The 14,028-nt window shown below is 34.4% G+C and carries 10 protein-coding genes; all 10 read left to right on the top strand.

Annotated features, from left to right (window positions below; translation table 11 throughout):
* Positions 1-148 precede the first annotated feature (148 nt).
* The 10 genes from BN3326_RS19670 (at position 149) to BN3326_RS19625 (ending at position 14,009) form a co-directional block, all read left to right on the top strand.
* Positions 149-1,651, top strand: a complete 1,503-nt coding sequence (locus BN3326_RS19670) for an L-fucose/L-arabinose isomerase family protein (protein ID WP_070000957.1) — start codon at positions 149-151, stop codon at positions 1,649-1,651.
* 347 nt (positions 1,652-1,998) lie between these two features.
* Entirely contained in the window at positions 1,999-3,264 is a 1,266-nt protein-coding gene (gene rhaA / locus BN3326_RS19665) for an L-rhamnose isomerase (protein WP_070000956.1), read from the top strand.
* A 240-nt stretch (positions 3,265-3,504) separates the two neighbouring features.
* The gene (locus BN3326_RS19660; RefSeq protein WP_070000955.1) at positions 3,505-5,103 is read left to right on the top strand and encodes a response regulator; all 1,599 of its coding nucleotides are present in this window, start codon (positions 3,505-3,507) and stop codon (positions 5,101-5,103) included.
* A 2-nt stretch (positions 5,104-5,105) separates the two neighbouring features.
* On the top strand, positions 5,106-6,863 hold the full coding sequence (locus BN3326_RS19655; RefSeq protein WP_070000954.1) for a sensor histidine kinase: 1,758 nt from the start codon (positions 5,106-5,108) through the stop codon (positions 6,861-6,863).
* A gap of 10 nt (positions 6,864-6,873) precedes the next feature.
* Positions 6,874-7,851 carry a substrate-binding domain-containing protein gene (locus tag BN3326_RS19650; RefSeq protein ID WP_070000953.1) on the top strand — a complete coding sequence of 326 codons (978 nt, stop codon included), beginning with the start codon at positions 6,874-6,876 and terminating at the stop codon, positions 7,849-7,851.
* Positions 7,852-8,115: 264 nt separating this feature from the next.
* Positions 8,116-9,597 (top strand): sugar ABC transporter ATP-binding protein, encoded by a 1,482-nt coding sequence (locus tag BN3326_RS19645; RefSeq protein ID WP_442857208.1) that lies wholly within the window; start codon positions 8,116-8,118, stop codon positions 9,595-9,597.
* Between the two features lie 31 nt (positions 9,598-9,628).
* The gene (locus BN3326_RS19640; RefSeq protein WP_070000951.1) at positions 9,629-10,651 is read left to right on the top strand and encodes an ABC transporter permease; all 1,023 of its coding nucleotides are present in this window, start codon (positions 9,629-9,631) and stop codon (positions 10,649-10,651) included.
* A gap of 64 nt (positions 10,652-10,715) precedes the next feature.
* Positions 10,716-11,744: an ABC transporter substrate-binding protein gene (locus BN3326_RS19635; protein ID WP_070000950.1), complete on the top strand. Its 1,029-nt coding sequence runs from the start codon at positions 10,716-10,718 to the stop codon at positions 11,742-11,744.
* A 151-nt stretch (positions 11,745-11,895) separates the two neighbouring features.
* Positions 11,896-12,858, top strand: coding sequence for an ABC transporter substrate-binding protein (locus BN3326_RS19630; RefSeq protein ID WP_070000949.1), 963 nt, complete (start codon positions 11,896-11,898; stop codon positions 12,856-12,858).
* 125 nt (positions 12,859-12,983) lie between these two features.
* Positions 12,984-14,009 (top strand): ABC transporter substrate-binding protein, encoded by a 1,026-nt coding sequence (locus tag BN3326_RS19625; RefSeq protein WP_207646379.1) that lies wholly within the window; start codon positions 12,984-12,986, stop codon positions 14,007-14,009.
* Positions 14,010-14,028 lie beyond the last annotated feature (19 nt).

The raw sequence follows: 14,028 nt of genomic DNA, 5'->3' as shown, positions 1-14,028 counted from the left end.
AAATGCTTATACTAAAGATAGATATAACAACAATATATAATATAAAATATAAAAAGGCAATAAATAAATCTAAAAATAAATCTAAAAATAAATAGATTTTTGTCAGAACAATATTTTTATATTATATAAAAACAAGGAGGCAGCCCAAATGAGTGAGATTGGACGTTTAAAACCTATCAAAAAAGCTAGAATAGGACTTTATAGCGGAGGACTGAAGGCTTACTGGAGTCAGTTTGAAGGTATGAAAGAAAGACTGATTGAATATGGAAAGTTCATAGAAAATAATCTTTCGGAATTAGGAGAAGTTTATAACTTTGGACTTGTTGATGATGAGATAACAGGCAGAACAGCTGGAGAGTGGTTTAATGAAAAGAATGTAGATATTATTTTTAGTCATTCAGCCACTTACTATACGAGTTCAACAGTACTGCCACTACATCAAATTTGTAAGGCGCCAGTTATTTTATTAAATCTTCAGCCAACACCTCAAATGAATTATGCTAAGACCTCTACAGGAGAATGGCTTGCACATTGCGGAGCTTGCCCAGTACCTGAAATTGCAAATGCTTTTAACAGAGCAGGCATCAAATGTAAGATTATTAATGGTTTATTAGGTCTGAAGGAAACACCGTCTATTTCAGTAGCAGACGAAGTCACTTATAACAGGCCAGAAGCCATTAAGGCGTGGAAAGAAATTAACGAGTGGGCTATGGCGGCAACCGTTAAACGTACCCTTCAACATGCAAGGTTTGGTTTCCTGGGAAATAATTATAGTGGTATGCTTGATATGTATAGTGACTTTACAATGCTTCAGGCACAGCTCGGTATTCATGTTGAGATACTGGAAATGTGTGATTTAGACAGAAATCTTAATCAAGTTACAGATGAAGAAATAGCAGCCAAAGTTAAACAAGTAGAAGAATTCTTTGTGATTTCAGGAGATTCACCATCTGATCCTATCGCTAAAAAGCCAACCAAAGAACAGCTGGAATGGGCATGTAAAGTGGCAGCAGCCCAAGAAAGAATGGTTAAAGAATATGACTTAGATGGTATAGCGTATTATTATCATGGAAGTGATGATAATCATTATGAGCAAGTACAAGGGGCATTTATTGTTGGACATTCACTTCTTACAGCAGCTGGGGTGCCATGTGCTGGTGAAGGAGATCTTAAAACGGCAATAGCTATGAAGATTTGTGATACGCTTAAAAAGGGAGGCAGTTTTACTGAGATTGTTGCAGTAGATTATATAGAAGAAACGATTATTCTTGGACATGATGGACCTTTTCATATTAAGATATCAGACGGCAAACCTGTTTTAAGAGGTATGGGGGTATTCCACGGTAAAAAAGGAACAGGGGTATCAGTAGAAGCAAATGTTATTTCAGGACCAGTTACAACACTTGGCGTAACACAAACTCACAATGGAAAAGTGAAGTTTAATATCAGCGAAGGAGATGCTGTAAAAGCACCGATTCTCATGATTGGCAATACGCAGACCCATGTTAAATTTCCATTACATCCAGATAGATATATGGATAAATGGTTTGCAGAAGCACCGACACACCATTGTGCGATGAGTGTAGGACATAATGCAGCACTTTTTGAAAAAATAGCTTATATTTTAGATATTCATCAAGCAATTATATAAATAATATAGATTTCAGATGTTAAAGTTTAACTTAATTATGATAGTATTTAACGTGAGATCATTCTGAGAAACAACATTATAGCGATGAATAAATTAAGCTTATATCTTTATTGTATAATCTGACTAATTTACATGATGTTTCATAGGCAATATCCTATATTTTTTAATGCCATAAGAAATGAGTTGAAAACATTTTCATACAGTGGTAATATGTAATCAAGGATATGAAAATGTTTTCATGAAATTATTTTCATATAAGTTAATAGAGTTTAAGAAACTGTTTAATAGTTTGACCTAAAAAGATTATTAAAGTATTTTATAAAGTTATTATGAGGAGGATGAATAGTATGACAGAAAGAGAAAGAATTACCAAAGCTTATGAACTTGCAAAAGAAACTTATGGGCAATGGGGTGTAGATGTAGAGGAAGCCATTAAAAAAGTACAAGATATTCCCATTTCGCTTCATTGTTGGCAGGGTGATGATGTAACAGGATTTGAAAATCCAGATGCACAGCTTACGGGTGGTATTCAAGCAACTGGTAATTACCCTGGTAAAGCAAAAACACCAGAGCAGCTAAGAAGAGATCTTGATAAAGCAATGTCACTTATACCAGGCAAGTTAAGACTTAACCTTCACGCAATTTATGCAGAAACGCATGGCGAAAAAGTAGAAAGAGATGAGCTTAAACCAGAGCACTTTAAAAATTGGGTAGAGTGGGCAAAAGCTAAAGGCATTGGCCTTGATTTTAATCCAAGCTGCTTCTCGCATGATAAGAGTAGTGACGGATTTACACTGGCACACCAAGACGATGAAATTAGAAACTTCTGGATCAGACACTGTATTGCGTCACGTAAAATAGCGGAATACTTTGGAAAAGAGTTAGGCACACCTGCTGTAACAAATGTATGGATTCCAGATGGCTATAAAGATATTCCGGTTGACCGTACGGCACCAAGAGAAAGACTTAAAGATTCATTAGACAAAATATTTGCAGTAGAAATTGATAAAGCGCATAACTTAGATGCAGTAGAATCAAAAGTATTTGGTATTGGATCTGAAAGCTACGTAGTTGGATCAAACGAGTTTTATATGGGATATGCAACAGCAAATAAAAAGTTACTTTGTTTAGATGCGGGTCATTTCCATCCAACAGAAGTTATTTCAGATAAAATTTCAGCAGTTATGCAATTTGTTGATGAAATCTTATTACATGTCAGCAGACCTGTAAGATGGGACAGTGACCACGTAGTAATCCTAAATGATGAATTGATTGCTATTGCACAAGAACTTGTAAGAGGTGATTACTTAGACAGAACACATATTGGGTTAGATTTCTTTGATGCAAGTATTAATCGTATTGCAGCATGGGTAATTGGAACACGTAATATGAGAAAAGCATTATTATTTGCACTTCTTGAACCTACAGCATACCTTAGACAGTTAGAGGCAGAAGGTGATTATACTTCTAGACTTGCAGTACTTGAAGAGATGAAGACAACACCGCTTTCAGCAGTTTGGGATTATTACTTAATGAATAATGATATACCAGTCAGCAGTGAATGGATTAAAGAAGTAAAGCAGTATGAAAAAGATGTATTATTAAAAAGATAATTAAATCCCCTAAGATAAACCCAGTCTATTTAGTTGTATAGGCTGGGTTTTAATATGCCATTGTAAAAAGTATTAAAAATGTATTATAATAGTAATAAAATGTTGGTAATTATTCATCAATGCTGATGTAGAAGGATATTGGTATTTTAATATAGATTTCACATTTTAAGGTTTAACTTATTCACGTTAAGTGTTTAACTATAATATGCAGGCAATCGCCGGGAGGATACAGGTGGAATTATGTACAAAATAGTGCTGATTGATGATGAAGATGTCGTTAGAAAAGGCATGAGAGACTTAATACCTTGGCAAGAGTTAGAGTTAGAAATGGCAGGAGATGCCCCAGATGGCGAAAAGGGATTAGAACTTATTAAAGAAGTTCTGCCGCATATTGTTTTTTTAGATATTAATATGCCTAAAATGGATGGTATGAAACTAACAAAAATTGTAAGAGAAACTTATCCAGATATCAAGATTGTTCTTATTACAGGATATGATGAATTTAGTTATGCAAGAGAAGCTTTAAGGTTGGGAGTAGAAGATTATATTTTAAAGCCAATCACAAAAGGTGAAGTAATTACACTGCTCGAAAAATTAGTGATTAAACTTGATGGTGAACAAGAAGCAGAAAAAAAGCAAAAAAGGCTTAAAGAGAAAATTAAACAATCTAACTATTTGATTCAGCAAAGATGTATAGAAGAACTTATATTTAATGAAATCGAAACGACTTTAATTGTTAAAAGGAGTATCAGTGCGGAGATTCCATACAATAAATTGTACTATAGTATTGCGCTTATAGACTATGACCATTTTATAAAAGGTTTGAATTCCAATGAAAATGAAATCACCTTTTTTGCCATACAAAACATAGTAGAAGAAATTGTTAAAAAAAATAGGTGGGGATTAACGTTTGAAGTAAACGGGGTAAATGGGATCCTTTACTATACGGATGAAGGTAAAGAGATTTTTGAGAATTATAAAGAACGTTTAAGTTATATTAAAAATATGATTACCCAGTATTTAGAGATTACAATTACTATTGGTGTAGGAAAAATTGTACATGCTATAGGAGATATTCATTTATCTTATGAGACGGCAAATGAAGCATTGGTTAATAGATTTTTTGTTGGAACGAATACTATTATAACGCAAGATTCCTATGCTAAGCTCCCTAATGCAACGCATGCAAATGAATGGTTAGAATGGGAAGAAAGACTTATTCAGGCTATAAAAGATCCTAAGCAGTTTTATAAAGTTTTAGAGGAAGTCAATGTTAAAATGGAGCACTCAAGAATGACTATAGAATCTTGCCATACCATATGGAATATACTTATTAGTTCTATGCTTAAAAAGTTTGTACAAATAGATGAGAGTATTATTGAACTCTTTCCAAACACCATGAATGTAGTGGGCAATTTAAAAAGCAAGAAAACAATTCAGGCAATAAAGCAATGGGTATATGATCTTTATGTGAAATGTAATAATTATGTAGAAGAACAAGCTTCACCTAATAAGATTCATCTTCAAAATATTCTCCGTTTTATAGAAGAAAATTATCAGATTCCAGAGCTTTCCATTAGCATGGTATGCAAAGAAGTGCATTTAAGCCCAAGCTATTTCAGCAGTATTTTTAAAAAAGCTACAGGATCTACCTTCATTCAGTTTGTGACAGATTATAGATTAGAAAAAGCTAAGGAGATGCTCAAATACAGTTCACTTAAAACGTATGAGATAGCTGAAAAAGTAGGCTATCTAGATCCTCAGTATTTTAGTACATTATTTAAAAAACAATTCAGTCGAACGCCTTCAGAATATAGAAAAATAGAAATAGAGGGGTAAATGTGAAATTTCAGCAAAAAGCCAAAAACATAAGATACCGAATATTTACTCATTTTTTTGCGCTTATTATGTTTATAATTATTATTTTAGATATATTTTTCATCTATAAGTTATCAGACATTACAGAAAAAAATGCACATATTTATTCTTATGAAATTACCAAACAATTGGGGAGAAATATAGAAGATTATGTTAATCACATGAAAAAAGTGTCATGGGTATTATGTCAGGATGAAAGTCTTCAAAACATTTTAAGAAGACAGGTGGATGCCCCTTTTACTGCTAAAAATGTATCATTGGAACAGTTTAAAATTAATGCCAATATGGCTAATGATATAGAGTCTATCATTATATTTGGAAGAAACGGTATTACGCTTGTAGATAGTAATAGTTATAAAATAAAAGATTATATAGATATTACAAAGATGGACTGGTATATTAGTGCAATGCAAAACAAAGGGAAACTTATGCTATCCTCATCACATATACAAAACTATATAGAAAATAATGAGAAGTGGGTTTTTTCAGTAAGCAGCGCGATTATAGATAAAGAGACGGATGAAGTACTAGGTGTAATGCTGGTTGATATGAGTTATAAAAAACTTGCTGATATATGTAATCAGATTACTTTAGGAAACAGAGGATATGTTTATATTACAAGTAAAAATCAAGATATTATTTACCATCCGCAACAGCAGCTTATTTATTCGGCGCTTAAAACAGAAGATCTTTACAGTGTAGATAAACAAGTAGAAGGAAGCTTCGTTGAAAAAGAGGCTAAGTCAAGACTTGTAACAGTACATACTCTTAAAGGAGTAGGGTGGACGGTAGTCGGGGTATCCTACTTGGAGGAGCTGCTTACATCTCAAAATAGTATAAGCATAACAGTTATTATTATATCTATCCTATGTATTTTGATCGCTTTAGTCTTATCTCAGCAAATATCTCAAGAGATATCAAAACCTATTTTAGAACTCGAGAATATTATGGCAAAGGTAGAAAAAGGAGGATTAGATGTTGATATAGCTATTGATACGAATACAAAAGAAATCCAAAATTTATCAAGATCTTTCCAAACGATGCTGCTTGAAATCAAGGTACTCTTGGGGCGTATAAAAGACAATGAAAAAATGCTCAGAAAAAGTGAGCTTAAAATTTTGCAGGCTCAAATAAATCCCCATTTTTTATATAATGCGTTAGATACGATTATATGGCTTGCTGAACGAGAAGAGCATGCAAAAGTTGTTAATATGACAGCATCGCTTGCAAGATACTTTAGATTAAGTCTAAGTAAGGGTGTAGAGATTATACCAATCTTTTCAGAAATAGAACATGTTAAATATTATCTTTTAATACAAAAAATACGTTACGAAAATAAATTGACTTACAGCATAGATGTTGATTCAGAAGTTTATCAGTATGCAACCGTAAAAATTATTCTGCAGCCTCTGGTAGAAAATGCGCTCTATCATGGAATAAAGGATTTAGAAGAGGGTGGACACATTAAGATTAGCGGCAAAAAACATGGAGATAATATTATTCTAACTGTTGAAGATAACGGAAAGGGAATGACTGAGGAACAAATTGATACGATCCTTACCAAACCTATTTCGGCGTCTATAACAACAGGTGGTGTGGCGATTAAAAATGTTCATGAAAGATTGCAAGTTTATTTTGGTAAAGAATATGGGCTGAAATATGAAAGTATACTTGGTGAATGGACAAAAGTATATGTTACTATCCCAGCTATTATGGATTAGGGAGGCATGAATGAAAAAAGTAAACAAATGGGTGTTAATAGTGAGCATATTGATTGTAACAGCAGGGGCCCTTATAAGTTTTAAACTACTGAATTATAGAGGATTACCTAATAAAATCATACTTATACCTAAATCAATATCACCTGAGTTCGAGTTTTGGCAAACTGTAAGGATGGGAGCAGAACTTGCAGCTAAGGAGGAAAATGTCCAGATTGAAACAAGAGGACCTTTATTAGAAAGAAATATTGAAAGTCAAAAAGAAATACTAAAAGAGGCTATTAATGAGCAAGCAGATATTATTTTACTTGCGGCAACAAATGTTGATGCGCTTAAGGACTTAGTGGAGGAAGCTAAACTTCAAGGGATCACAGTGCTTACAGTTGATTCAACAGTAGAAGGTGTTCAAAATATTACTAACGTAGCCACAGATAGTATACAAGCTTCAGCAGTTTTAACAAAATACCTTATAGAACGCTTAGGCCAGCAAGGCGAAATCATTATGATTAATTTTGTTGAAGGGGCAAGTACAGCTAATGAAAGAGATCTTGGATATAAACAAGAAGCGAGTAAATATAAAGATATTATTATGCATCCTACTGTTTATACAGAAGGAACAACATCAGATGCCTATAGAGCCACGAAGCAAATCCTTAAAGATTACCCCAATCTTAAGGGTATAGTAGCAGCTAATCAACAAGTAACTGATGCTGTATGTGATGCTGTGCAAGAAATGGATTTACAGGGTAAGGTGAAGGTAGTAGGCTTTGATAGTTCAAGAAATATTATTTATGCTTTAGAAAAAAATGTTATAGATGCTATTGTTGTACAAAAGCCATTTAATATGGGATATTTAGCCGTTAAGCATGCGATACAAGCTTATCGTGGTAAGAAAATTGCTTCATATCTTGATACCGGGTATAAATTGATTAATAAAGAAACATTGTATGCTACAGAGAATCAAAAATTACTTTATCCTATTATTAAGTAAGCAAAGATTTTATATCAGATGATATTCGACTATTTGAATAAGATATTCAACTATTATAAAAAAACACTTAAGCAATTTAACTAAAATTGTTTAAGTGTTTTTTTGATTATTAACAAAACAGTAGTATTTTAAACTATTTAAGTTGAAAAATATATTAAAAAAAGATAAATAAAATGTAAAATGTATATATAAGTTAAATATAAAGCTATGTAAGTAGCATGAATTATTTTGGAGGTGAGAAATTTGAAAGACACATTGTTAGTAATGGAAGGTATAGACAAATCTTTCCCAGGAGTTCATGCATTAGACCATTGCAAATTTGACCTAAGAGCTGGAGAAGTACATGCTTTAGTTGGTGAAAATGGTGCGGGTAAATCTACACTTATGAAAATTCTCACAGGTGTATATGGCAAAGATGAAGGGAAAGTCATTTATAAAGGGCAAGAAATTAATTTAAGCGGTACAAAAGAAGCACAGGAGCTTGGGATTTGTATTGTTCACCAAGAACTTAATTTAATGCCTCACTTAACAGCTGCGCAAAATATGTTTATTGGCAGAGAGTTTACAGGAAAAAACAAGTTGTTTGTTAATGATAATGAAGCTAATAAAAAAGCACAAGCATTGTTTGATGCAATGAATCTCAAATTAGATCCAAAGGCTAAAGTTGGCAAATTAACTGTTGCGATGCAGCAAATGGTTGAAATAGCTAAAGCGCTGTCATTTGATTCACAAATATTAGTAATGGATGAACCAACAACTGCTTTAACAGAATCAGAAATCGATGAACTTTTTAAAATGATTAATCGCCTTAAGGAAAAAGGTGTAGGGATTGTTTATATTTCTCATAGAATGGATGAAATTAAAAGAATCACAGACAGAATCACAGTAATGCGTGATGGGACGTATGTTAATACAGTTGATACCAAAGATACTGATATACAGCAAGTTATTAATATGATGGTTGGAAGAACCATTTATGAGACTGCTAACGAACATAACTATACTGATCTTAATCAAGTTGCGCTGGAAGTTAAACATCTTAATAGCGGCAAAAAGATTAAAGATGTCAGCTTTAAACTGCATAAAGGTGAAATACTTGGCTTTTCAGGGCTGATGGGTGCAGGAAGAACAGAAGTTATGAGGGCCATCTTTGGAGCAGATAAGTATGATTCAGGTGAAATTTATGTTAAAGGCCAAAAAGTAACGATTTTAAGACCAGAACATGCTGTTGGGTATGGAATTGGTTACTTATCAGAAGACAGAAAACGCTATGGACTTACACTCGGCGAAACAGTTGAACAAAATATTTCATTGCCATGTATAGATAAATATACTAATAAGTTAGGGTTTACTAATTACAGTACTATAACAGGTACAAGTAAAGAGTATATTGAAAAACTCAGTATTAAAACACCAGGACCTAAACAAAAGGTTAAGAACTTATCTGGTGGTAATCAACAAAAAGTAGTTATTGCAAAATGGCTTCTAAGAGATTGTGATATCTTAATATTTGATGAACCTACTAAGGGGATAGACGTAGGTGCAAAAAGTGAAATATATAAACTTCTTTCACAACTCGCAAAAGAAGGAAAAGCAATTATTATGATTTCTTCTGAACTTCCTGAAATACTTCGTATGAGCAATAGAATCATCGTTATGTGTGAGGGACGTATAACTGGAGAACTAGATATTAATAGTGCAAGTCAAGAAGAAATTATAAAATATGCAACAAAAAGAGAGGCGTAAAGTAGCAACTTTATGAAGGAGGGAATAAAAAATGGCAAATGTAGCAACTAAAAATACGGCACAAGCAGATGGTGATCTTAAAAAATCAGTATTGAATCCAGCAAATATTCAAAAGTTCTTAGCTTTTGGGGCACTCATTGTACTCTTAATATTCTTTACAATAGCATCACCATTCTTTTTAACTTTTGATAATATTGTATCCATTATGCTTTCAACCTGTGTTAATGGTATCTTAGCACTTGGTATCATTTTTGTAATTATTACAGGTGGAATAGACTTATCTATAGGAACAGTTATGACATTCTCATCTGTTATGGCAGGCGTTACCATTACTAATATGGGAATGCCTTTGTGGCTAGGGATTATAATAGCCGTATGTACTGGAGCATTTTGTGGTTTTATAAGTGGAACGATAGTGTCAAGATTAAAGCTGCAGCCTTTTATAGCAACTCTTGGTGTTATGATGATTACAAAAGGTTTTTCTCTTGTTCTTTCAGGAACAAAACCTATTTACTTCAGTGATACACCAGCTTTCAGACAAATTACAGTAGGTTCTATCATTAAATTTGGAGCAGAAGGCAAATACAGCATACCAAATGGTATATTTATATTCTTATTTATGGCACTTATAGCTGCTGTTATCCTTAACAAAACAAAACTTGGCAGATATAATTTCGCTATAGGAAGCAATGAAGAAGCAACAAGACTCTCAGGGGTTAATGTGGTGAAATGGAAAACAGCTATTTATTCACTTTGTGGGGCTTTTGCAGGGGTGGCAGGTATTGTTATGGCAGCACGTCTGGATTCAGCTCAGCCAGCACTTGGTCAAGGTTATGAGCTAGATGCCATTGCATCAGTTGTAATCGGCGGAACTTCAATGGTTGGTGGAGAAGGAACTATTCTTGGTACAGTAATAGGAGCATTTATTATAAGTACACTTACAAATGGATTAAAAGTTATGGGTGTAGCTCAGGAGTGGCAGATTGTTATTACAGGGTTAGTACTTGTTCTTGCGGTATTATTAGATACAATACGTAAAAGAGGAAACAAATAATCTCAGATTCTAACTCACTAAGAGTAAAGAATAAATTTTGCAAATCATGAAAGGGGAAGTAAACATGAAAAAATCGTTAGTATTAGGTTTAGCCTTATCACTTGTTATGAGTCTTGGAGTTGGATGTGCACCAAAAACAGAAGCACCAGCAGCGCCAGCAGCACCAGCAGAAAAACCAGCAGCAACAGAGGCAGAAAAACCAGCTGATCAACCAGCGGCACCAGAAAAAATATATATTCCAGTTATCTCAAAAGGATTCCAACATCAATTTTGGCAAGCAGTTAAACTTGGAGCAGAAAGAGCAGCAGCTGATTATGGCGTGGAAATTTCATTTGAAGGACCAGAATCAGAAACACAAGTTGACAAACAACTTGATATGTTACAAGCAGCACTAGCAAAAAATCCTCAAGCAATTGCTCTGGCAGCACTAGATTCAAGAGCAGCAACACCATACCTTGAAAAAGCAGAAGCAGCAGGTATTCCAGTTGTTGGATTTGACTCAGGGGTAGATAGTCCAATCGTTAAAACAACAGCAGCAACAGATAACTATGCAGCAGCAGGACTTGCAGCAGACAAAATGGCAGAGCTTATTGGCGGAGCTGGTAAAGTAGGTCTTATCGTTCATGACCAAACAAGTCAAACAGGCGTAGACAGACGCGATGGATTTGTAAAAACACTTGAAGAAAAATATCCTAATATTGAAGTAGTTCCTGTTCAATACGGTGAAGGTGATCATGCAAAATCAACAGAAGCTGCAAAAGCAATTATGACAGCTAATCCAGATATCAAAGGTATGTTTGGAGCAAACGAAGGCTCAATCGCAGGGGTTATCAATGCAGCTAAAGAACTTAATAAAAAAGACCTTGTAGTTATTGGTTTTGACTCAGGTAAATTACTTCTAGATGCTATCAAAGGTGACCTTGTAAGTGGTGCAATTACTCAAGATCCAGTTGGTATTGGTTACAAAGCGGTAGAAGCAGCTTACAAAGCTTACAAAGGCGAAACAACCCCAGAATTTATTGATACAGGATTCAAATGGTATGACAAAACAAACATGGATACTCCAGAAATCAAAGAAGTTCTTTACGAATAAAATATTAGTTTAATTTTAACATAGCAAAAGAAGAGTACTGACTATTATAAGTTGGTACTCTTTTTTGCTATGTTTTTTTAGATTGCGTAATAAGTTAATAAGATTCAGGTAAGAATAATTGAGTATATATAAATAATGGAAGGCGAAAAACATGAGAAAATCACTAGTACTAGAAGTAATGTTATATCTTGGAATGGTATTTAGTTTTAGCGGCATACAAGAAGCAGCGCCTACAACAACTGAAAATGTTTATATACCTATTATTGCAAAAGGACTTAAGTATTCATTTTGGGAATCTGTTAGGCTCGGGGCAGAAGAAGCCGCCCGTGACTTAGGTATCAAAATTACATTTGAAGGACCACAAGAAGAAGCACAGACTCAACAACAGCTTGATATGTTGAATATAGCATTATCTAGAAGTCCGCAGGCAGTTATTTTATCTGCAGTTGACTCAAGAGCAGTTACACCTTATCTTGAAGAAGCACAAGCGAAAGGGATACCTGTTATTGGTTTTGACTCTGGAGTTGATAGTCCAATTGTCAGAACAACAGTAGCGACAGACAACTATGGCGCAGGAGAACTTGCTGCAGAGAAAATGGTTGAGCTGCTTGATAAAAAAGGAAAGGTAGCTATTATTATCCAAGACGCAACAAGTCAGGTGGCTACTAATAGACGGGATGGATTTATAGATACAATTACACAACAGTATCCAAGTATGGACGTAGTAGCTGTTGGATATGGAGAAGGAGATGCCAAGAAATCTTCAGAAATTGCAAAAGATATATTTAAAAATCATCCAGATCTTAAAGGTATATTTGGCGGAAATCAGGGATCAGCAGAAGGGATTGCTAAGGCATTGAGAGAACTTAATAAAGAAGGAGAAATTACAGCAATAGGCTTTGATTCGGGGAATATACTTACTGAGGCTATTAGAGATGGGATAATAGTAGGTGCTGTCTCCCAAAATCCAAAAGAAATAGGATATAAAGCTGTAGAAACAGCCTTTAAAGCATATCGAGGAGAAACGCTGCCAGCATTTATTGATACTGGATACGTATGGTACGACAAATCTAATATAGACAATCCTGAAATCAAAGAATTTCTTTATAAATGAAATATTCAATTTAGTGAAACAGCAAATAAAGTTTATAGATCAAGCAGACAGAGGTATCTTAGAAAATAGAGAAATTATAATAATACAGATTAGAATGTAAAGGCGGTAATGAAAGGGGCGTTAATGTGAAAAAAATATTAGTATTAGTTTTTATATTATTACTTATAATAGGCGCTATTGATAGAGAAATACAAGCTAAAACCCTAGCAGCAACAAATGTAGCAAGTACAACAGAATCAGTACTAGTATTGCCAACAGTGCCAACCATATTACCAGCAAATAATATATATATACCACTTATTGTAAAAGGACTTCAAGCTGAGTTTTGGCAGCCAGTGAGAATGGGGGCGGAGAGAGCGGCAAGAGACTATGGTATTGAGATAACATTTGAAGGAACTTACGGAGAAGGAGAAACTGAAGCACAGCTGGATATATTGAGAAATGTGCTTGATAGAAATCCACAAGCTATTGTTCTATCTGCGGTGGATTCAAGGGCAGCTACACCCTATTTAGAAAGAGCTCGGGCAGCTGGTATCCCTGTGATTGGATTTGACTCAGGTGTAGATAGTCCAATTGTCAGAACAACAGTAGCAACAGATAATTATGGAGCAGGTGCATTAGCTGCCAGTAAGATGGCAGAATTGCTTGATGGTACAGGAAAAGTAGCTGTTATTGTCCAAGATGATACAAGCCGGGTTGCTTCGGATCGAAGAGATGGATTTGTAGATATAATTGAACAACAGTATCCAGGTATGGAGGTTGTTGCTATTAAGTATGGGGAAGGCAATGTTGACTTATCGGCAGAGCGTGCAAAAGAAATTATAAGAGAGCATCCTGATGTTAGCGGGATATTTGGTGGCAATGAAGGCTCAGCTCATGGGGTCATTAAAGCAGTTAAAGAACTTAATAAAGAAGGAGAAATTTTAATTATAGGATTTGATTCAGGGAGAATCTTGCTTGATGCAATTAGAGAAGGTGTTGTTGCGGGGGCGGTTACTCAAAATCCATCTGCTATTGGATATCTAGCTGTAGAAGCAGCGATTAGAGCGTATAGAGGAGAGACATTACCCCCATTTATTGACACTGGTTTTATATGGTATGACAGCACGAATATAGTTCATCCAGAGATTCAAGAATTACTTTATGAATAGTACTATTATAATCTATAGG

Source organism: Cellulosilyticum sp. I15G10I2 (assembly GCF_900095725.1).
Classification (GTDB): domain Bacteria; phylum Bacillota; class Clostridia; order Lachnospirales; family Cellulosilyticaceae; genus FMMP01.
This window is presented reverse-complemented; position numbering and strand designations above follow the sequence as displayed.